The 19,527-nt window shown below is 47.2% G+C and carries 21 protein-coding genes; 8 read left to right on the top strand and 13 right to left on the bottom strand.

Annotation, left to right across the window (positions count from 1 at the left end; translation table 11 throughout):
- Nucleotides 1-2: 2 nt before the first annotated feature.
- From fpoM to ACPK8D_RS09690, 12 genes are read right to left on the bottom strand one after another with little or no spacing between them, the layout of a single operon-like run.
- Nucleotides 3-1,490 carry a F(420)H(2) dehydrogenase subunit M gene (gene fpoM / locus ACPK8D_RS09635; protein ID WP_424717639.1) on the bottom strand — a complete coding sequence of 496 codons (1,488 nt, stop codon included), beginning with the start codon at nucleotides 1,488-1,490 and terminating at the stop codon, nucleotides 3-5.
- Complete coding sequence (gene fpoL, locus ACPK8D_RS09640; RefSeq protein ID WP_424717640.1) at nucleotides 1,490-3,508, bottom strand: F420H2 dehydrogenase subunit FpoL; 2,019 nt, start codon at nucleotides 3,506-3,508, stop codon at nucleotides 1,490-1,492. Before fpoL ends, fpoM begins: the two co-directional genes overlap by 1 nt.
- On the bottom strand, nucleotides 3,502-3,804 hold the full coding sequence (gene fpoK / locus ACPK8D_RS09645; RefSeq protein ID WP_310576580.1) for a F420H2 dehydrogenase subunit FpoK: 303 nt from the start codon (nucleotides 3,802-3,804) through the stop codon (nucleotides 3,502-3,504). Before fpoK ends, fpoL begins: the two co-directional genes overlap by 7 nt.
- The gene (gene fpoJ / locus ACPK8D_RS09650) at nucleotides 3,801-4,052 is read right to left on the bottom strand and encodes a F420H2 dehydrogenase subunit FpoJ (RefSeq protein WP_424717641.1); all 252 of its coding nucleotides are present in this window, start codon (nucleotides 4,050-4,052) and stop codon (nucleotides 3,801-3,803) included. Before fpoJ ends, fpoK begins: the two co-directional genes overlap by 4 nt.
- Nucleotides 4,042-4,332 (bottom strand): NADH-quinone oxidoreductase subunit J, encoded by a 291-nt coding sequence (locus ACPK8D_RS09655; RefSeq protein ID WP_424717642.1) that lies wholly within the window; start codon nucleotides 4,330-4,332, stop codon nucleotides 4,042-4,044. Before ACPK8D_RS09655 ends, fpoJ begins: the two co-directional genes overlap by 11 nt.
- Complete coding sequence (gene fpoI, locus ACPK8D_RS09660; RefSeq protein WP_424717643.1) at nucleotides 4,329-4,739, bottom strand: F420H2 dehydrogenase subunit FpoI; 411 nt, start codon at nucleotides 4,737-4,739, stop codon at nucleotides 4,329-4,331. The genes ACPK8D_RS09655 and fpoI overlap by 4 nt, the downstream gene beginning before the upstream one ends.
- A gap of 4 nt (nucleotides 4,740-4,743) precedes the next feature.
- Nucleotides 4,744-5,784 (bottom strand): F420H2 dehydrogenase subunit FpoH, encoded by a 1,041-nt coding sequence (gene fpoH / locus ACPK8D_RS09665; RefSeq protein WP_424717644.1) that lies wholly within the window; start codon nucleotides 5,782-5,784, stop codon nucleotides 4,744-4,746.
- A gap of 5 nt (nucleotides 5,785-5,789) precedes the next feature.
- On the bottom strand, nucleotides 5,790-6,914 hold the full coding sequence (gene fpoD, locus ACPK8D_RS09670) for a F420H2 dehydrogenase subunit FpoD (RefSeq protein WP_424717645.1): 1,125 nt from the start codon (nucleotides 6,912-6,914) through the stop codon (nucleotides 5,790-5,792).
- Between the two features lie 9 nt (nucleotides 6,915-6,923).
- Nucleotides 6,924-7,400 carry a F420H2 dehydrogenase subunit FpoC gene (gene fpoC / locus ACPK8D_RS09675; protein WP_424717646.1) on the bottom strand — a complete coding sequence of 159 codons (477 nt, stop codon included), beginning with the start codon at nucleotides 7,398-7,400 and terminating at the stop codon, nucleotides 6,924-6,926.
- 47 nt (nucleotides 7,401-7,447) lie between these two features.
- The gene (fpoB, locus tag ACPK8D_RS09680) at nucleotides 7,448-7,999 is read right to left on the bottom strand and encodes a F(420)H(2) dehydrogenase subunit B (protein ID WP_424717647.1); all 552 of its coding nucleotides are present in this window, start codon (nucleotides 7,997-7,999) and stop codon (nucleotides 7,448-7,450) included.
- Nucleotides 7,987-8,361, bottom strand: coding sequence for a F420H2 dehydrogenase subunit FpoA (gene fpoA / locus ACPK8D_RS09685; RefSeq protein WP_424717648.1), 375 nt, complete (start codon nucleotides 8,359-8,361; stop codon nucleotides 7,987-7,989). The genes fpoB and fpoA overlap by 13 nt, the downstream gene beginning before the upstream one ends.
- Nucleotides 8,362-8,373: 12 nt before the next feature.
- Nucleotides 8,374-8,514, bottom strand: coding sequence for a hypothetical protein (locus tag ACPK8D_RS09690; protein WP_424717649.1), 141 nt, complete (start codon nucleotides 8,512-8,514; stop codon nucleotides 8,374-8,376).
- A gap of 838 nt (nucleotides 8,515-9,352) precedes the next feature.
- Here ACPK8D_RS09690 and ACPK8D_RS09695 point away from each other — a divergent pair.
- From ACPK8D_RS09695 to ACPK8D_RS09730, 8 genes are all read left to right on the top strand, one after another.
- Nucleotides 9,353-9,514 carry a 4Fe-4S binding protein gene (locus ACPK8D_RS09695; protein WP_424717650.1) on the top strand — a complete coding sequence of 54 codons (162 nt, stop codon included), beginning with the start codon at nucleotides 9,353-9,355 and terminating at the stop codon, nucleotides 9,512-9,514.
- Nucleotides 9,511-10,788, top strand: coding sequence for a phytoene desaturase family protein (locus tag ACPK8D_RS09700; protein ID WP_424717651.1), 1,278 nt, complete (start codon nucleotides 9,511-9,513; stop codon nucleotides 10,786-10,788). The genes ACPK8D_RS09695 and ACPK8D_RS09700 overlap by 4 nt, the downstream gene beginning before the upstream one ends.
- 24 nt (nucleotides 10,789-10,812) lie before the next feature.
- Complete coding sequence (gene cofG, locus ACPK8D_RS09705; protein WP_424717764.1) at nucleotides 10,813-11,814, top strand: 7,8-didemethyl-8-hydroxy-5-deazariboflavin synthase CofG; 1,002 nt, start codon at nucleotides 10,813-10,815, stop codon at nucleotides 11,812-11,814.
- A gap of 25 nt (nucleotides 11,815-11,839) precedes the next feature.
- A complete protein-coding gene (gene cofH / locus ACPK8D_RS09710) occupies nucleotides 11,840-12,967 on the top strand; it encodes a 5-amino-6-(D-ribitylamino)uracil--L-tyrosine 4-hydroxyphenyl transferase CofH (protein WP_424717652.1) in 1,128 nt (375 codons plus the stop codon).
- Nucleotides 12,968-13,014: 47 nt separating this feature from the next.
- Nucleotides 13,015-14,172 (top strand): 5-amino-6-(D-ribitylamino)uracil--L-tyrosine 4-hydroxyphenyl transferase CofH, encoded by a 1,158-nt coding sequence (gene cofH / locus ACPK8D_RS09715; RefSeq protein ID WP_424717653.1) that lies wholly within the window; start codon nucleotides 13,015-13,017, stop codon nucleotides 14,170-14,172.
- Between the two features lie 543 nt (nucleotides 14,173-14,715).
- Nucleotides 14,716-15,342: a 2-phospho-L-lactate guanylyltransferase gene (gene cofC / locus ACPK8D_RS09720; protein WP_424717765.1), complete on the top strand. Its 627-nt coding sequence runs from the start codon at nucleotides 14,716-14,718 to the stop codon at nucleotides 15,340-15,342.
- A gap of 763 nt (nucleotides 15,343-16,105) precedes the next feature.
- Nucleotides 16,106-16,282: a 4Fe-4S binding protein gene (locus ACPK8D_RS09725; protein ID WP_424717654.1), complete on the top strand. Its 177-nt coding sequence runs from the start codon at nucleotides 16,106-16,108 to the stop codon at nucleotides 16,280-16,282.
- On the top strand, nucleotides 16,279-17,502 hold the full coding sequence (locus tag ACPK8D_RS09730; protein ID WP_424717655.1) for a digeranylgeranylglycerophospholipid reductase: 1,224 nt from the start codon (nucleotides 16,279-16,281) through the stop codon (nucleotides 17,500-17,502). The genes ACPK8D_RS09725 and ACPK8D_RS09730 overlap by 4 nt, the downstream gene beginning before the upstream one ends.
- 572 nt (nucleotides 17,503-18,074) lie before the next feature.
- On the opposite strand, the gene ACPK8D_RS09735 is transcribed toward ACPK8D_RS09730, so the two are convergent.
- Nucleotides 18,075-19,505, bottom strand: coding sequence for a TrkH family potassium uptake protein (locus tag ACPK8D_RS09735; RefSeq protein WP_424717656.1), 1,431 nt, complete (start codon nucleotides 19,503-19,505; stop codon nucleotides 18,075-18,077).
- Nucleotides 19,506-19,527 lie beyond the last annotated feature (22 nt).

Below are 19,527 nucleotides of genomic sequence, written 5' to 3' on the forward strand. Positions count from 1 at the left end.
TCTTACACTCCCAGGGCAGCCGCAAGGCTTACTATTGCTTCCGAATTCGTAATCATCATATTAAGCACCGGACTCGGGTTCCAGCCGAAATAAATCACAAGCAGGGCAATTACTGCCATGGAAAAGACCTGAAGGGAATTAATATCGCTGATATCCCCGAGTTTCTCATTGTACACTCCGAACATTGCTCTCTGCATTGCCCAGAGGTGGTAACCTGCAGTAATTACTATTGCCAGCAGGGCAAACAGGACAAAGCCAGGCAGGTTGACATAGCTGAAGGTAAACACCAGGAACTCGGCAATAAAGCCGCTCAGCCCGGGCAGGCCGAGAGATGCCATAAAGCCAACCATCATAACCACTGTCAGCTTCGGCATTTTCTTTGCAAGCCCGCCAAGGTTGTTGATGATCCTTGTTCCTGTAGTGGTCTGGATTGCACCTGCTGACATGAACAGGATGCTCATTATAAGCCCGTGGGAAAACTGCTGGAACATAGCACCTGAAACCGACAGGGCAACGAAGCCAGCCGAACCCAGAATGACAAATCCCATGTGGCTCAGACTTGAGTAGGCGATCATGCGTTTGAGGTCTTTCTGCCTCAGAGCCACAAGCGCCCCATACACTATGCTGAAAGCCCCGAGCAGGCCCAGCATATTGATCATAAGCTCAGGGCTGCCCGTATTCGGGAGCATGGGAAGTGAGATCCTGAAAAGTCCGTATCCTCCGATTTTGAGCAGGATAAAGAGTACACTGCCTGCGGTAGGGGCTTCGGTATAAGCATCCGGAAGCCAGGAGTGGAAGGGGAAGGTCGGCAGCTTTGCCAGGAATCCGAAGATAATAGAGAGGAAAATTGCATCCCTCAATAGCCCGGATTCAAAGAACTGGAACTGTGCAACCAGCTCTCTTATATCAAAGCTAGGAACCCCTGTCTGCTGCCAGGAGGCATAGAAGAGCCCGAAGATCCCTAGCAGCATTATCAGGGAGGCAACATGCGTGTAAATAAAGAACTTGTAAGACGCATGGACCCGTTTTTCTCCTCCCCAGATATTTACCATGAAGAAGAGAGGAATGAGGGTAAGCTCCCAGAAGATATAGAAGACCAGGAAGTCAAGGGCTACGAAGACTCCTATAACTGCAGCCTGCATGGTAAGGATGAGCCCATAGAACCTGTTCGGGGCTTCCCTGTCTTCCTTCCAGCTGTAGAGGATAAGGAACGGGATAACTATTGAATTCAGGAGAATAAGGGGCATGGAGATGCCGTCTATTCCTACTGAATAGTTAACTCCGAGCGAGGGGATCCATTCCATCGACTCAAAGAACTGCATGGCAGCTGTACTGCTGTCAAAGTTCAGGTAGGCGTACAGGGTAAGGCCGAGCGTCACAAGGGACCCTAAAAAGCCCAGACCTGCAGCCTGTTCTTTCGTTTTTGTGAAAAAGGTCACTGCTGCGGAAATCAGCGGCACCAGAATCAACAGTGATGCGACCGGCAGCATCAGAGTACCTCCGTTATTAACTTAACAAGTATTATTAGCAGGGTAACACCCGCAATTACGGCAGTTGCATAAGTCTGGACAACCCCGGTCTGAATTCTCCGGAGTTCCTCACTTACACCGACTGTAAGAATTCCTATTGCCTCCACGATGCTGTCAACTATCACATCAAGCACCTGCGAAAGGAAAGCAATGACTCCGTATACGATTCCGAGTGAGAAGAACTGGGTATAAATCTCATGCTGGTAGTAGCGCTTGTAGAGCAGCTTGTAAACCGGATTCTTCATGGAAGCAAGAGGCCCGAGTTTTATTATCCTCAGGTAATAGATCAAGAAAGCGACTGCAAGGCCTGCAACGGCTACTATCAAAGGCATCCACAGGACGAGAAGAGGTTCATGCCCTGCTGCCTCTACAAGCTCATTTCCGCCGATGCCTGCAAGGCTTCCTATATCAACATTCACGAAAGTGTTGGCAAAGGTTTCTTCAAGGAAAGCCATGAACCCTGTCTGTGTCAGCGCTCCGAATACAAGGGCAAAGACTGCCAGAATGGAAAGGGGAATGGTCATAATGGAAGGGGACTCATGCCCGTGATAGCTGCTTCTCGGCTTCCCTGTAAAGGTCATGAAGATCAGCCTGAAGATGTAAATCGACGTGAGGAGTGCAGCCGCAATTGAGAACAGGTAGGGGATCCAGTTGTTGCTGTGTTCTCCGAAGAGATAGGCAGCCTCAATAATTGCATCCTTTGAGAAGAAACCGCTGGTTCCTATGGAAGTTCCCGGAATCCCGAACCCTGCCAGGGCCAGGGCTGCAATTGTCATAGTTGCAGCCGTAATTGGCATTACTTTTCCTACGCCTCCGAGCTCCCTCATGTCCTGGGTGCCTACTGCGTGGATTACGCTGCCTGCACAGAGGAAAAGGAGTGCCTTAAAGAAAGCATGGTTAATCAGGTGGAAAAGGGAGATCCCGACTGCTTCAAGCCCGATTGCCGTACCAAGACCCAGACCGAGCATCATGTATCCGAGCTGGCTGATTGTCGAGAAAGCAAGCACACGCTTGAGGTCATTCATAACAATTCCCATAGTGCCTGCAAAGAGCGCGGTAAACCCTCCGAAGTAGGCAACAACCATAAGGGAGTCAGGGGCTGCAATAAACATCGGGAAGGTTCGTGCAACCAGGTAGACCCCGGCAGTGACCATTGTTGCAGCATGGATAAGGGCTGAAACGGTTGTCGGGCCTTCCATTGCATCAGGCAGCCATACATGCAGGGGGAACTGCCCGGACTTTCCTACGGCTCCTCCGAAGAAGAGCAGGGTGATAATAGTAAGGTGGCTTACTTCAAAGCCGAAAATGTTTGCCTGAAGCGCAGACAGCTGCGGGATGTAGCTGAAGATTTCGTCAAAACGGAGCAGGTATGTTCCGTCCTGGAAGCCTCCTGCAAGTTTCAGGAGATCGGAAGTCAGTATGATTATTCCCGTAAGGAACATCACGTCTCCGATCCTGGTTGTCAGGAAAGCTTTCTTGGCAGCAGCTGCAGCCGAGGGCTTTTCGAACCAGAAGCCTATCAGGAGATAGGAACACAGCCCTACAAGTTCCCAGGAAACAAAGAGCTGAAGAATATTGTCTGAGAGGACCAGGGAAAGCATTGCCGCAGTAAAGAGTGCGGTTTCTGCAAAGTACCTGGCCTTTCCGGGATCGTGGGACATATAGCTAACTGCATAAATGTGGATCAGCAGGCTCACGAAGGAGACCATTGACAGCATCACTGCGGCCAGAGGATCAATCAACACTCCGATATTGAGCACTGCAAACCAGGAATAGGACTGGCTTACGACCTCTTCCGGATTTGCCAGCAGCCCGAGCGTAATCGCTAAAGAGATTACGAAGGAGGCTGCAATTGCCAGAATAGGGACGACGGCACCACCTGATGGCATTTTCTTGCCGAAGAAGAAGGTGATCACAAAAGCCAGTGCCGGAAGCAGGGGGATTAAAAATGCAAATTCTTCCAGAGCCGTTTTTACCACCTCAGGATGTTGAGCTCATCAAGGTTGATCTTATCGTGCATTCTGTAGATTGCCATGAAGATTGCAAACCCGACCGCTGCTTCGGCAGCTGCAAGGGCAATCGAGAACATGGCGAAAACCTGCCCGTTCAGGGTATCCGTGTAACTTGAGAAAGCTACCAGGTTCAGGTTTGCGGAGTTGAGCATGAGCTCAATGCACATAATCATCCTGATACCGTTTTTATGTGTCATTACACCGTAGAGTCCGATTGAGAAGAGCAGGGCTGCAAGCCCTAGATAGAAGCTTAAAGGAATCATCGGTTGCCCTCCCCTTTTGCCATATAGATCGCTCCTATAAGGGATGCGAGCAGGACAATTGAAAGTACCTCAAAAGGCGCTACGTAATGGGTAAAGATCAGCATGCCTATGCCTTCTATATTACTCTGGTCAGCCGGGTTTTCAGGAAGTTCGGAAACCGTGTTCCAGGAAGTCCCAAAAGCCCCGACTACCACAACAGCTGTAAAGAGCAGGGCTACGAGAAAGGCTAAAGGCCGATTAATCCGCACCGGGTTCACCTCCGATTTCACGTTTTGTAAGCATAACTGCAAAGAGGATCAGCACCCCGATTGCTCCTATGTAAACCAGCACCTGAATAATTCCCAGGAACTGGGCGTTTAAGAGGATGTAGAGAGCTGCAACTCCAAACATGCACATAATGAGGGCAAGTCCGGCCCGGACAACATCCTTTGCGGTTACCACGAAGATTGCAAAGAAGACTGTGATAACAGCAAGAAGCCCGAAGACGGCCATTTCCACAGCTGCTCCGATCGTTTCGAGTCCGATCATCTCTCGTCACCTTTCTCAAGATCAACTTCCCTGGAAAGTTTATCAGGGGTCATAAGCAGGTCTTTGTGTTTCCACTTAATGAGACCTTTAGTGTATTCCTTACCGCTTGAAAGCGCGCCTTTCGGGCACTGGTCGATACAGAGCCCGCAGAAAAGGCAGTGTCCTATATCAATCTGGGGGAACCAGCGCTGTTTCTCGCTGCCTGGCGCAATCGGAGCTTTTACGATCTTGATTGCGGCGTTAGGGCAGGTATTGGCGCAGATGCCACAGCCTATGCATTTACTTTTATCAAGTATCTGAAGCCCCCTGAACCGGTCGGAAAGCTCGCTGCATTTTTCCGGGTACATCCTGGTCACGGGAGGCTTTGAGATGTTTTTAATCGCGTACTTAATGTTTTTAAGAACCATGATCTTACGCTCCCAGGTAGAGTCCGAGCCCTACGGCCCAGACAAGGTTTAAAAGGGCAAGAGGAAACAGTTTTTTCCAGCTCAGGTCGACAACCTGATCTATCCTGAATCTCGGAACAGCCCACCTGAGACCTATAATTACCATAAGTACAAAGACAACTTTTACAATCAGGAAACCTGTTGGGGCAATAAGGCCAAGCACGGGATTGTTTGCAACAAAACCAGGTACGTTCCAGCCGCCGAGGAAGAGAAGGGCTACGAGGAAAGAACCAAGGATCATGTGGATATATTCGGCAAAGAAACCGAGCCCGAAACGCATTCCACAGTATTCCGTAATCCAGCCTGCTATAAGTTCTTCTTCGGACTCGTTCTGGTCAAAGGGAAGCCTGCCCATATCGGCCATAAGTGATACGAAGAATACAAAGCATCCCAGGGGCTGCAGGAAGATATTCCAGATCATGCCCTGTGATCTTGAAATTTCCACGATATTCAGGGAACCTGTCATAACAGCTACACTTACGACGCTTAATCCGAGAGGCACTTCATACCCGACCATCCGGGCGAAGTTTCGGAAAGCCCCGAGCAGGGAATATTTATTGTTCGAGCCGTAAGCCACCATGAAAATCCCGAAAATCGAGATTGCAGACACTGCTTCGATGTAAAGCACACTGATGTCCATCTGGGTGACCGCAAGCGGGTATTCGACCCCATTGATAAAGACCGCGCCCACGGGAATGGCAACCAGCATAAGAAAAACCGAACCAATCATAAAGATATTAGCATTATTGAAAAGTAAGCTGTCAGCATTCAGTGGTCTTAAGTCTTCTTTCGTAAAGAGCTTGATTGCATCGGCTACAAGCTGCAGAAGCCCGTATTTTCCTACGCGGCACGGTCCCATCCTGGACTGGATATCGGCAGAAAGCTTTCGTTCGAGCCACACAGCTCCCATTGCTCCGAGGAAAATAACTCCAACCAGAGAAAGGCCGACTGTTCCGCGGATCCAGGGAAGTAAAGGAAGTATAAATTCAGGAATCTCTATCGGCATTATAATCACCTGTCCGCTTCACTGGTACAGCCGTCCATGCTGCCCGAAATTGCTGCTACGTCTGCAACGGTCGTGCCTTTGATGAGGGGAGGCAGGGCTTGCAGGGTAGGGTAGTAAGGCCCTCTTATCTTGACCCTGTACGGCTTGTCCGAGCCGTCGGAGATCATATACATTCCCATTTCCCCTCTCGGGTCTTCCACTCTGTGGAATACCTCACCGGCCGGAACTCTCATTACCGGGGTTCTCCTGCCATACAGGGTATCTTCCGGGAAGAGCGGGCCGCCGGGAATCTGGTCAAGGCACTGCTCTATTATGTAGATGCTTTCCCTTATCTCGTTAATCCTGACCTGCACTCTTGCAAAACAATCCCCTGCGGTTTCCGTGCAGACCTTGAAGTCCAGGTCTTTGTAAACCAGGTAAGGCTCATTTTTCCGGATATCGAAAGGTACACCGGTTGCACGCAGAGCAGGCCCTGAAACCCCAAGGCTCTTTGCGGCGTCAGCAGTCAGGATACCGACTCCGACAGTCCTTTCCCTGTAGATCCTGTCAGTATGGAACATTTCCTCAAAGTCGTTAACAGCTTTTTTGAGGTTGTTCAGGACAGAAGTTGCTTTGTCTTTAAAGCCATCAGGAAGGTCATCGCGTACTCCTCCGAATCTCAGGTAGCTGTGAGTAATTCTGGCCCCTGTTACCATATCGATCAGCCCGAGAACCTCTTCCCTTTCCTTGATCGTGTACATGAACATGGAAACAAAACCAATGAACTCTCCGAATTCGCCCATACCCAGCAGATGGCTCTGAAGCCTTGTGAGTTCCTCAAGAATAACCCTGATATACTGAGCCCGCTCAGGCGGTTCGATACCTAATAATTTTTCGGTACAGCCTACAAAACATTCCTCGTTTACAAGGGCTACAAGGTAGCAGATTCTGTCCACGATTGTAATTCCCTGGAGGTAAGTCTTGTTCTCCAGGATTTTTTCAATGCCCTTGTGAATGAATCCCAGTTCTACCTCGGCATCCACGACTGTTTCCCCTTTTAATCTCAGGTTTAACCTGAAGGGGCCGGGCTGCATGGGATGCTGAGGGCCCAGGTGTACGATCATTTCATTTGATCCAAGCTTTTCTTCCATTTTTCACCCTCACACCAGATTTCTGGCTGTTTTATTCGGAAAGCCCTCGTAATCTTTCCTGAGGGGCCATTCTCCAAGCATATCTTCGGGAAGTACAAGTGGCTTCAGGTTCGGGTGATTTTTAAACATAATCCCGAAAAGCTCGTATGTTTCCCTTTCATACCAGTTTGCGTTCCAGTACACCGATACAATGGATTCGATTTCCGGATTTTCCCTCGGAAGCCTGGCCTTGAGCGTCAGAACCACAGGATGGTCATATGATGCAATATGATAGACTACTTCAAGCTCATTTCTTTTGATGTAATCCACCCCGGAGACTGAGCAGAGGTGGTCGAATTGAAGGGAATCCTTAAGGTACTGGCAGACTTCTTTCGCTTTCTCCGTATCCACGTAAGCCCTGGCGCGGATTTCGGATTCTGCGGTTGCTTCGGAAATTGCCTCAGGAAATGTACCTGTTAATGACTTGAGAATTTCTGTAACATCCATAATTTTCCCTCGAATGAATCTGAAAGTTCAGAAGAACCTCAGTAAGCTTAATACTCCGTACCCCGGTCTTTTTTGGCCTTTATTTTTTCCTGAAGCTCCACAAACCCCTGGAGCAGGGCTTCGGGCCTTGGCGGACATCCTGGAATGAAAACATCAATCGGGAAGATTTCATCGATATTCTGCACAGTGCTGTAGGATTCGTAGAAAGGCCCGCCGCTTATGGAGCAGTCTCCCATACAGATGACCCATTTCGGTGCAGGCATCTGTTCCCAGAGCCTCTTTAAAGAAGGCAGGTATTTCTTTGTCACATAACCGCTGATAATCATGACATCAGCTTGCCTCGGGGAGTTCCTTGGAATGATCCCGAAGCGGTCAGTGTCATAGTGAGCACAGCCTGTGGCAATCATCTCAACTCCGCAGCAGCCCATAGGCTGGGTCATAAACCACAGTGAATTTTTCCTTCCCCAGTTGATCAGATCCTGAGCCTTGGTTTTCTTAAGAAGATTATGAATCGCACTGGTTGTTGTTGTGATAACGCCAGGGATTTCTTCAGACGTTTCATCGGATTTACTCGTTTTTTCCTCCTTCACTTCACCCATGTAAGGGCCTCCTTCTTCCAGAGATAAATGTATCCAAAGAGCAGTATGAAAACAAAGGCAAACATCTCAACTACTGCGATTGAGGTGATCCCGTGTCCCTTATAAACCGTAACCCATGGATAAAGGAAAAGCACCTCAACATCAAAGAGCACAAATGCGATCGCATAGAGATAATACTCAACATTGAACTGGATCCTTGCAGTCCCTGTGGGAACCGAACCCGATTCGTATGTCGTGTATTTGCCGGCTGCCTTACTCCTCGGACTCAGTTGCTTTACCATAAACATTGTCATAGGAGGCATAACAAGCGCCATGACAAGGAATATCGCAACTGGTATGTAGCTATCAATTATTCCAGACATTAATATCACCTATTAAAGTGCAGCAACCTGAATTGCAGCGTTACATGACATGGATTGTGGGTTTTTGGACAAAAAACTGCGTCCGAGCACCCGGGTTTTAGGGAAATCGCTTTCGGTCCAGACACAGGTCCATTTGGAAACGCCTGAATCCACAGGCCCTTAATTGCAATAAAAGGATTCCTGTATACAGACATTTGCTTCCGGGCTCTGAAAATTTAGATTCCTTTACCCGGGATTATGTAATAAATTGCCAGAAGTGCGGGATTACTCCTGCTTCAGGCAGTATAGATCCAATTGCGTGAAATTAGTATAATTAATAGTTAAGATTACAGGTCTCTATAATTAGTCCTGCAAATGAATGAGGGGTTATTTATAATTATTTGCTAGATAATTAATATTATATAAATATTAAGTCTAAATAATTAAAAGTCTCCTTTTAAAATATGGATATGTCTAAAAAACCAGAGCAAAAGCATTGGCCCGTTTACGATATTATATACAAGCCATAATTATGTTATTACCCCGGGACAGCCCCATGCCGCAGTAAAATAATTTATAGAATATATAAATACGTCCGGAGCAAACATGAATAATTATATATAATATTTAATTATCTTAGATTGAATAAAAAGTTCGCACATATATTACGAATAATCGTGATGAATTCTGAGGATAAAAGGCTTTTCAGGCCGTCTCGAAAATAAAAATAATAAAGGACTAAATATAGTCTAAATCTTCCTGCCGCAAGCTCCGGAGTGAAAGATCCCATTTCTACTTTTTGAGATATATTACTGAAAGCAATTGTGAATTCCGCAGTAACACGGCATAAAATATGTAGTAGAGAATAAATAAATGACATATCACCGATTACAACATATAGTTGCCGCACTCACGGCTAAGAGAAAATTACGCTTCCGGACTTAATCCTGAGAATACACTGTACCAATACATTATAATAAGTCTTTCATGATAGAAAAGCTGGTGGAATCGCATGAAGATTAATGATAACTGTGTAGGGTGCGGCCAGTGTGCTTCTTTTTGCAAGAAAGGAGCAATAGAGGTAAAAGGAAAGGCACGAGCTACTGATGCCTGCGTAGATTGCGGGATCTGCGTTCTCTACTGCCCTGTTAAGGCCATAGAGGTGTCGGTGTGAAAGCAATTGTAATTGGTGCGGGACTTGGAGGGCTCTTAAGTGCGGCCAGGCTCTCAAAGGCAGGATACCAGGTCGAAGTCTTTGAAAGGCTTCCTATTACCGGAGGAAGGTTTACAAACCTGAATTACAAAGGCTTCCAGCTTTCGAGCGGAGCTTTCCATATCCTGCCCCACGGACCTTCAGGCCCTCTGGCCCAACTTCTCAGCGAAGTCGGAGCTGATGTAGAGATAGTGAGGTCTGAAAATACAATAGTGCGCGTGCCCCTGAAAAAGGGCAGCCCGGATTATGGGAAAGGTTTCAAGGATATTTCGTTTTCCGATTTTTCCACGCTTCTCTCGCCCAAAGACCGCCTGAAAATCGCCCTTCTTATAGTGAATACACGAAAGAACCGCCCGGCAGGATTCACTCTCCAGACCTGGCTCAGAACCCAGATTAAGGATGAATGGCTTGTGAGATTCGCCGATGCTTTCTGTGGCTGGGCGCTGAGCCTGAGAAGTGACGAAGTCCCTGTGGAAGAAATTTTCGAAATCATTGAAAACATGTACAGATTCGGAGGCCCTGGCGTTCCTATTGGCGGATGCAAAGGAGTAATCGATGCTCTGGAAAGTGTAATTGCCGCACATGGCGGAAAGATCCAGACCAGAACCGAGGTCTCAGAAATCCTTCTGGAAAATGGAAAAGCTGCAGGCGTGCTTATTGGCGAGGAGGCTCATAAAGCAGACCTGATAATCAGCAATCTAGGGCATGTTGCAACTGCCTGCCTTTGCAGGGAGGCCCTGTCAGCAGAGAAAGCTTCAGGATACCTCAGAAGGCTTGAAACCCTTAAGCCGTCTGCCGGCATAAAGATCTGCCTTGCTGCAGACGAGCCGCTTGTAGGGCACTCGGGCGTCCTTCTGACTCCATATGCGAAAAGGGTAAATGGGATTGACGAGGTTACCCAGGTTGACCCGAGATTAGCTCCTCCTGGCAAGCACCTTACAATGTCCCACCAGTACGTAGCCCCTGAGAACGTGAAAAATCTCGAGGCTGAAATCGAATTCGGGCTTCAGGACCTTAAAGAAATCTTTCCCGGCAAAAAATATGAAGTCCTGCTCATCCAGTCATACCACGACAGCTGGCCGGTAAACAGAGCAGCCTCAGGTACGGACCCTGGCAACGAAACCCCTATTCCCGAGCTCTACGTCGTTGGGGACGGAGCCAAAGGGAGAGGAGGCATCGAAGTCGAAGGCGTAGCTCTCGGCGTGGCTGCAACCATGAAGAAAATCCTCGGCTAAAGAAATCCAGCAGGTGTTTTTATCATTCCACCAGAAAATTGCAGTTTTGTAACTTACTCGAAAAACGTTTTCATCCCTGTAACCAATATCTGCAGAAACCGCTGCGGATACTGCGGCTTTCGGCGGGAGCCGGGGCAGCCGGACGCCAGGCTCATGAAGCCCGGAGAGGTTCTTTCTGTGCTTGAAAATGGGGTAAAGGCAGGGTGCACCGAAGCACTTTTCACTTTTGGGGAGGCGCCGGAGGAAGTGCCGGAATACCGAGAATGGCTCAAGGAACTCGGTTATTCTTCCACTCTGGAATACCTTCTCTTTCTCTGTGAAAATGCAATCGATATCGGAATCCTTCCTCATACGAATGCGGGAATTATGACGCGCTCGGAGCTGAAGGCTTTAAAGCCTTTGAACGCAAGCATGGGGCTGATGCTTGAGAGCACGGCAACCCTTAATGCCCATAAAGACTGCCCTGGCAAACTTCCCGAACTCAGGCTTGAGACTATCCGGGAAGCAGGAAAGCTCCAAATTCCCTATACCACCGGCCTCCTTGTAGGGATCGGGGAGAAAAGGAAGGATAGAATCGAGTCCCTTGAGGCTATTGCGGGTCTTCACAGGGAATACGGGCATATCCAGGAGGTCATTATCCAGAACTTCGCCCCAAAGCCAGGAACACCCATGGAAAACTCTCCTGAACCCACGGTAGAGGAAATGATTGATACTATAAAGCTTGCCAGGCAACTCCTCCCTCCTGACGTGGCAGTGCAGGTTGCCCCAAACCTTATAGACCCTAAAGCCCTTATCGCAAAAGGGGTGAGTGACCTGGGAGGCATATCACCACTGACAATTGACTGGATTAATCCTGAAGCCGAATGGCCGGATGTGAAGGACCTGCAGGAGAAACTCGGGTCGATTCTGCTCAGAGAACGCCTGCCAGTTTACCCTCAGTATATAAGAAAAGGGTGGTATTCGAACCGGATAAGCGGGCTGATAGCACAACTCTCGGATACGGAAGGTTACAGGAAACAGCCCTGAACAGGGCACGCGGAGAATTAGAAAAATGAACAGCAAAATTCCCGAAGACCTTATAGAACGCGCATACCAGGGGAAGAGCACAAAAGAAGACGGGCTCCTGCTCCTGGAGGTACCTCCTTTCGAACTCTTCAGGTTTGCGGATGAACTTCGCTCCCTTATGGCAGGAAATACGGTTACTTACGTAGTAAACAGGAACATTAACTTTACCAGCCGATGTGTGGGAACCTGCGGGTTTTGCGCATTCAGGACTAATAAAGGCAAGGTTCTCAGCCTCGATGAAATAATGGCAAAGGTAAGAGAAGCAGCACAGGCAAATGCTACCGAAGTCTGCATCCAGGGAGGGCTCCTGCCTGATGTGGGCCTGGACTTTTACCTTGGGATCGTAGAAGCCATAAAAGCCGAATTCCCTGAAATGCATATCCACTCTTTTTCGCCGATGGAAGTTTACCATGCTTCCCGTATCAGCGAAATCCCGGTAAAAGAAGCCCTGTTAAGTCTTAAAAGAAGTGGGCTTGACACCATGCCCGGCACTGCAGCCGAAATCCTTTCGGACAGGGTGCGGGAAATTATCTGCCCCTCGAAACTCAAGACCTCGGAATGGATCGAGGTGGTCAGCCAGGCACATGCTGCAGGCATTCCTACAACTGCAACAATGATGTACGGACATATTGAGACCCTGGAGGAAAGGATCGACCATATATTGATCATCAGGGAAATCCAGAAAGAAACAGGTGGAATTACAGAATTTGTGCCCCTGCCTTTTATGCCCTATAACAACCCTGTAGGGGAGAAAATGATAAAAGAAGGCCGATATGCCACGTATGGCCTTGAGGACCTGAAAAACTATGCTGTTTCCCGTATTCTTCTCCACGGGCATATAGACAATATTCAGGCAAGCTGGGTGAAGTTAGGGAAAAAGCTTGCCCAATTCGCCCTTCACTGTGGGGTTAACGACCTTGGGGGTACCCTTATGGAAGAAAGCATTTCCAGATCTGCAGGAGCCTCTAACGGCGAAGAAATATCCGTAGAAGAACTGGAATGGATGATCTATGGAGCCGGAAGGATTCCGGAAGAAAGAACCACTCTGTACGGAAGAGTGAATGAGCTGGTTTCGGGAAATCCGAAGAGCTCGGGGTGCAGAGTATCGGAATGAGTCTATCCGTCGGGGTAGATATATTAGCTTAAACAGGAATGATCGGGATGTACATGAAGAAACCGACAGCAGTCCCCGATGATGTCCTTGAAAGGGCACATCAGGGAAACTGTACTAAAGAGGATGCGCTTATCCTGCTTGAAGGAAGCCCGTTCGAGCTATTCGAACTTGCCGATACCCTGCGAGCCAATGCCGTAGGCGACACTGTTAGTTATGTCACGAACCGGAATATCTACATTACAAATAAATGCGCAGGAAACTGCGGATTCTGCGCCTACAGGACAGAAAAAGGGTATGTACTTAGTGTAGAGGAAATCCTGAAAAAGGTGGGTGAGGCCAGGAAAGCCGGAGTTGTCGAGGTTTGCGTCCAGGGAGGGTATATTCCGGAAATTGATATGGAATTTTATCTTGAGATTATGGAATCGATAAAAGCTGAATTTCCCGAGCTCTGTATTCATGCCCTCTCGCCTATGGAAGTAAACTATGCGGCAGGGATTTCCGGCATGTCCGTAAAAGAGGCTCTCCGCAAGCTTAAAGAAAGCGGGCTTGACTCTCTTACCGGAACTTCAGCCGAGATCCTTTCCGATAGGGTGAGAAAAATAATCTGTCCCGGAAAAATCAATACTCAGCAGTGGATCGATACTATAAAGACCGCACATAAAACCGGAATCTCCACGAATGCGACCATTATGTACGGGCATGTAGAGACGGTCGAAGAACGCCTGGATCATGTTTTTATCATTCGTGAAATCCAGAAAGAGACCGGCGGATTTTCGGAACTCATTCCTATGTCTTTTTTGCCCTATAATAACAGGATAGGAGAGAAAATGCTGGCATCCGGAAAATTCGCAAGCACTGGACTCGAAGACCTGCAACTCATTGCAATTTCCCGTATAATCCTGCACACTTACGTAAACAATATTCAGGCCACCTGGGTTAAGCTCGGGAAAAAACTTGCCCAATTCGCCCTCCAATGCGGAGCAAATGACCTTGGAGGTACGCTTATGGAAGACCAGATCTCAACGGCATCCGGAGGGAACCACGGGGAATATGTGTCTCCTGCCGAGTTCGAATGGATGATAAAAGGGGCAGGAAGAATTCCTGTGCAGAGGGATACTCTGTACCGGAAAGTGGAGCCAGGTTTTCCGAATAGAGTTAGCCCGCTTCCCAGTTTCGGAAAAACAAAAATAAGCAGCAGAGAATAAACGCCCGAGTTCAACTAGGCAGAGTTGCGGCTCTGCAGCCCGAGTCCCGTCTCGGGAGGACGGCCCGAATTGCGCCTCGGGAGTACGCCGCCCTTTTCGCTCACTTCGTTCGCTCAAGAGGGCTAATTTATGAATAAAAACTGAAGTGAGCTCAAGAGGGCTAATTTATGAATAAAAACTGAAGTGAGCTTAAGAGGGTTAATTTATGAATAAAAGCTGAAGTGAGCTCAAGAGGGCCGGCTTATGGGGAAGAGAGGCTACTTTTTCAACTCGCTCAAGAGGGCTAATTTATAAGTAAAGAAACCGAATTTCGCTAAGGAGAACGAGTTTTATTAAGTGTTGATTTCCATGTGCCCTCCGGATTCGATTAGCGATTCAAAGTAAATTAGGGCGCTGGAAGCAAGCCTGCAAGCCGGTAAAGAGGAGAGACGAACGGATTTGTTCGTGTGCAGTGGGTTTTAAGTAATTATATAAATTCAGTGAATTAAGTTTTATATTTATGTTATGTTATTTATGTCCGAACTTATATTTTCAGGAGTTCAGATGAAAGCCGTAATCCCTTATAAAAAAACCAGTGCAAAATCCAGATTATCCCCTGTCCTGACTCGGGAAGAGAGAGAAGAGTTTGTAGAACTGATGTTGAATCAGGTGATAGACACCCTTAAGGAAGCCGGGATAGGGACAATCGATATTCTCAGTCCATCGATGTACGGGCTTGAGAGTATGACAAAGGCCAATGTGCTTCTGGATAAAAACGACCTGAATGAAGCTCTTAACAGGTATCTTGAGCAGGCTGAGGAGCCGGTTATGATTGTTATGGCTGACCTTCCCCTCCTTTCTCCGGACCATGTTAAAGGCATAACTTCAACAAAAGAAGATGTTTGTATCGTACCGGGAAAAGGCGGAGGTACAAATGTACTGTTTATCAAAAGCCCTTCAGGTTACAGGGTCAGATACTATGGTTCGAGTTTTCTGACGCACTGCTCGATTGCAGAAAAAACAGGGCAGAATGTTGAAATTTATGATTCTTTCCTTGCAGGTATAGATATAGATGAGCCTGAAGATCTGGTCGAACTGCTTATACACGGAAGCGGAGCTGCGAAAGCTTATATAAGCAAAAAGTTCAGGCTTGACATTAGCAGAGGAAGAGTAAGGCTGGCTCCTGTTTGAGGTTAGCAGGATGACAATTCTCAAATTAAAAAACAGAAAGGTTATATGGAAATTGAGAGAAACTGGTATGGGGTAAGTAATAACTGAATTCGCGGAACTAAACTGGTGGGATAGGGCTTTTTAGGTCAGAGAATCAGTTTTGGATGGATAGAAGTGCGTTTGGAAGCCTTATATTAAGATTAAAAAAGGAATACAAGTGCCAATTTTCCAATCCGGTCTTCAGGATCAAAAAGTATAAATAGAATTTAATAAGTTAGTTTGAAATCGAATAATAAGGAAACAAACTAATAGTCCGAACATTAAGAGTTCGAGCAATTAGCTTGCAAACAATTCAGTTCAATTTTTTGAACTGAATTATACCATCCAGTTAACTCAATCTTGTCATCGCGTGGACATGTCCGATATTATGCCCGAACTCGAAAGCCGACCAAAGAGATTTCACTGCAGTTATTAATAACAGGGAAGATTATGCCTGCAACTTAAAAACTTCCGGACTTTCAGAAGGGAAACCTGAAAGGCATAATTCATGCCTTAGAAGAAAGAAGTTTGTCTACGGGAAAAGTGGCTCTATAGATCGGAGAAAACCCTGATTTCTCGAAATTAGCGGTTGAAAGAGAAAAATCTTTCAGGCACTGGTAGTTTTAATCAACAAAAAAATATATGATAGAGAACTGTTATTACTGCCTTAAAATTACCATAATTTGCCAAACTGCCTAACATGCCATAATTGCCTTATTTGCCTTTAAAAGTTACAGGTGAGCTGGTGAGCATCAAGATAAACAGATATAAGTGTGGATACTGTGGTGCCTGTGTGGGAGTCTGCCCTAAGGGAGCACTCGAACTTGTAGAGACCTGGGTCGAAGTAGATGAAAGTACGTGCGTGGCATGCGGGATATGCGATCGCATCTGCCCTGTGGGAGCAATTGAGGTAATGAAATGAAGGACAGGTACGATGTTTTAGTAATAGGAGCAGGTCCTGCAGGTTCCATTGCTGCCAGAACCGCAGCCGAAAAAGGGCTTGATGTACTTTTAATCGAGAAACGCCAGGAGATAGGTGACCCTGTACGCTGTGCCGAAGGCGTGAACAAAGAATACCTCAAAAAACATGTGGAAATTGACAAAAGATGGATTTGCGCTGACCTTAAAGCTTCCTTTATTTACGCCCCGGACGGTACAAGGATAGAGATGGCACAGGAAATCTCTGGTGGAGAAGTAGGTTACGTCCTTGAGAGAAAGGTGTTTGACCGGACCCTTGCAGAACAGGCTGCTAATGCCGGGGCGGAGGTGAGAGTAAAAACCAGAGCAACTGACCTGATCATCGAGGATGGCTTCGTAAGGGGAGCCAGGCTCATGCATCTTGGAAAAGCGTATGATGTGCGTGCCGGAATAGTTATAGGTGCTGACGGGGTCGAATCAAAGGTAGGCCGATGGGCAGGTATCGATACTTCCTTAAAGCCGATAGACATCGAAACCTGCACCCAGTACCTGATAGCCGGAGCGGATATCGACCAGGACCACTGCGAATTTTACATAGGAAATGAAATTGCTCCGGGCGGCTATGTATGGATCTTTCCGAAAGGCGAAGGCAAAGCCAATGTAGGGATTGGAATTCTAGGGAGCAAGACTGGAAAATTCAAGCCAAGACCTGTAGACTACCTTAACAGCTTTCTGGAAAAGAAATTTCCCAATGCCAGGGTAGTCGAGATGGTTTTCGGAGGAGTTCCGGTTTCGGGCAGCATTGAGAAAACTTCTGCTAACGGGCTGATGCTAATCGGAGACGCTGCCCGCCAGTCCGACCCGATAACAGGCGGCGGGATTCTTAACGCTATGGATGCGGGGAAGCTGGCAGGAGAAGCTGCTTATACCGCTATATCCGCAGGGGATGTCTCCCTCCAGAAACTTGAAGAAGTTTATGAAAAGCCGTGGAGGGCAACCATAGGGCATGAAATCGATATGAGCCTCATCGTAAAGAATTGCTTTATCAATCTAAGCGATGAGGACCTGAATTCCCTTGCCCATTCCCTGAAAGATGTAAGATTTGACAGAATGAGCCTCCTTGACCTGCTACAGGCCCTCTTTAAAGCCAACAAAAAACTTCTCTGGGACCTTCGAGTACTTTTCAAGGACGCCGCAAAAGAAGTAGTAAAAAACAAAATGTAACGCCCGGAAACCCGGGCATCTCCTATTTGTTTATATTTTTTTTAGCCTTCCCTAAAAAATTCTCTAATCCCGGGTTCATCCAAACTCTTTTTTTTCGGTAACCCCATATTCCCTTAAAAAGCAAACTGCCGTGAATTACCCTTAAGTTACATTTTTTCAACACAAGCATAAATTCTTACGGCAACCCGCTCAGCCTCTATAACCACCCAGAAACCCCCATGACAAAAACCGGATCATTTTTGTAATCACCAGGCACACCGAAAAACTCAATCCGAACTTATAACCATGGAAAGACGGAAAATAAGAAAAATTTCTGTCCCAGAAATCAGCCCTCTTGAGCCGCAACCGTTGGGCCGCAACCGTTGCGCCGGTTGATCACGCCGTTGTCAGGGGTTTTCGATCAAACCTTTTTTGAAAAGGTTTGCGATCAAGCCTTTTCAAAAAAGGTTTGTGATCACGCCGGATAGGGCTTGGAGATTATAAGTATTTCTCAATCACAAACGTTGCGCCGTTTTCGCTCAAGCCTTTTTTGAAAAGGCTTGCGGTCAAGCATTTTTTGAAAAGGTTTATGATCACTTGTTCCAGAACTCAGGCGTAAAGAGTAAAATCACGGTATAGACTTCAAGCCTGCCAATCCACATATTCGCGATCAGGACCAGTTTACCCAGGGGCGGGATAGGGTCAAAACTGCCCATCGGGCCTACAACATTCAGGCCTGGGCCGATATTACCGAGTGTAGCTATGGATGCAGTAACTGAGGTTATAATGTCCATGCCCAGAACCGAGAGAATCAGGGCGCTTGTGAGAAAGACAATCAGATATATGACAACAAATGAGACAATGGAGTTGACAATCTCCTCAGGCACGTTTTTATTGTTAAATTTAACGCCTTTTACGGCTCTCGGATGAAGGGCCTTGAACAGTTCCATTCTACTGTGCCTGAGAAGGATGAGGATACGTACAACCTTGATGCCTCCGCCTGTAGAACCGGCACAGGCTCCAATGAACATGACTATAATAAGTATCATTTTCGCGGATTCGGACCAGAGATTGAAATCCGTTGTCGCAAATCCGGTACTTGTCATGATTGTAACTACATGAAAGATTGCAAACCTGAAAGAATCAAAAAGGTCTGTGCCAAGGTCCCGCCAGAGCAGGAAGGTGAGAAGCCCGCTTGCTGCAAGGATCAGGGCGGTATAGAATCGAAACTCGTCGTCTTTAAAAAGGAGATTTTTATCCACATATATTGCCCGGTAGTAGAGGGCAAAGTTCGCACCGGCAACGAACGTGAAAAAAGTTATTATGTACTCAACAAGAGGGCTGTGAAAAGCTCCGACACTGAGTGCGTAATTCGAGAAACCTCCGCAAGCCATTGTAGCAAACATATGATTAAGTGAATCGTAAAGGGAAACTCCTGCAAGCAGGAGAGCTACAACCTGCAGAAAGGAGATTACGAAGTAAATCATCCAGAGAATTCTTGCGGTTTCCCTTATTCTTGGCTTGAGCTTATCTTCTGTAGGTCCAGGCGCTTCAGCCCGGAAAAGCTGGCGGCCCGCAACTCCGAGTTTTGGCAGGATCGCAATGAAAAGCACGATAATGCCCATACCCCCGAGCCACTGCATCATGCCCCTCCAAAAAAGGATTCCTTTCGGGTGACTTTCGATGTCGGTTAGAATTGTCGAGCCTGTGGTGGTAAATGCTGACATGGATTCAAAGAGAGAGTTCAGAGGAGAAATCCCATCCAGCATGAAAGGTATGGCTCCGAAAACTGCAGCTGCAAGCCATCCAAGGGCAACGATTGCGAAACCCTCTTTTCTCATCCATTCATCTTCGGTCTTATAGGAGAGCAGGAGAAAGCCTGTAAGGGTGGTTATGAAAATCGAAACCAGGAACGGAGTTAAACTCTCCCCGTAATAATATGCGACTCCGAGAGGGATTATCATGATCAGCCCCAGGAGCCTGAGCAAGCCACCAAGCACATACAGGACAATTTTAAAATTCATGCGGATCCTCTGTTTTAAAAGC

Source organism: Methanosarcina sp. (assembly GCF_049706645.1).
Taxonomy (GTDB): domain Archaea; phylum Halobacteriota; class Methanosarcinia; order Methanosarcinales; family Methanosarcinaceae; genus Methanosarcina.

What these genes read in the sequence shown, in the direction of transcription:
- fpoM (WP_424717639.1), bottom strand. Translation starts at nt 1,490, where the DNA reads ATGCTGCCGGTCGCATCACTGTTGATTCTGGTGCCGCTGATTTCCGCA.
- fpoK (WP_310576580.1), bottom strand. Translation starts at nt 3,804, where the DNA reads ATGATTCCTTTAAGCTTCTATCTAGGGCTTGCAGCCCTGCTCTTCTCA.
- ACPK8D_RS09655 (WP_424717642.1), bottom strand. Translation starts at nt 4,332, where the DNA reads ATGATCGGACTCGAAACGATCGGAGCAGCTGTGGAAATGGCCGTCTTC.
- fpoI (WP_424717643.1), bottom strand. Translation starts at nt 4,739, where the DNA reads ATGGTTCTTAAAAACATTAAGTACGCGATTAAAAACATCTCAAAGCCT.
- fpoH (WP_424717644.1), bottom strand. Translation starts at nt 5,784, where the DNA reads ATGCCGATAGAGATTCCTGAATTTATACTTCCTTTACTTCCCTGGATC.
- fpoD (WP_424717645.1), bottom strand. Translation starts at nt 6,914, where the DNA reads ATGGAAGAAAAGCTTGGATCAAATGAAATGATCGTACACCTGGGCCCT.
- fpoC (WP_424717646.1), bottom strand. Translation starts at nt 7,400, where the DNA reads ATGGATGTTACAGAAATTCTCAAGTCATTAACAGGTACATTTCCTGAG.
- fpoB (WP_424717647.1), bottom strand. Translation starts at nt 7,999, where the DNA reads ATGGGTGAAGTGAAGGAGGAAAAAACGAGTAAATCCGATGAAACGTCT.
- fpoA (WP_424717648.1), bottom strand. Translation starts at nt 8,361, where the DNA reads ATGTCTGGAATAATTGATAGCTACATACCAGTTGCGATATTCCTTGTC.
- ACPK8D_RS09695 (WP_424717650.1), top strand. Translation starts at nt 9,353, where the DNA reads ATGAAGATTAATGATAACTGTGTAGGGTGCGGCCAGTGTGCTTCTTTT.
- cofH (WP_424717652.1), top strand. Translation starts at nt 11,840, where the DNA reads ATGAACAGCAAAATTCCCGAAGACCTTATAGAACGCGCATACCAGGGG.
- cofH (WP_424717653.1), top strand. Translation starts at nt 13,015, where the DNA reads ATGTACATGAAGAAACCGACAGCAGTCCCCGATGATGTCCTTGAAAGG.
- cofC (WP_424717765.1), top strand. Translation starts at nt 14,716, where the DNA reads ATGAAAGCCGTAATCCCTTATAAAAAAACCAGTGCAAAATCCAGATTA.
- ACPK8D_RS09730 (WP_424717655.1), top strand. Translation starts at nt 16,279, where the DNA reads ATGAAGGACAGGTACGATGTTTTAGTAATAGGAGCAGGTCCTGCAGGT.
- ACPK8D_RS09735 (WP_424717656.1), bottom strand. Translation starts at nt 19,505, where the DNA reads ATGAATTTTAAAATTGTCCTGTATGTGCTTGGTGGCTTGCTCAGGCTC.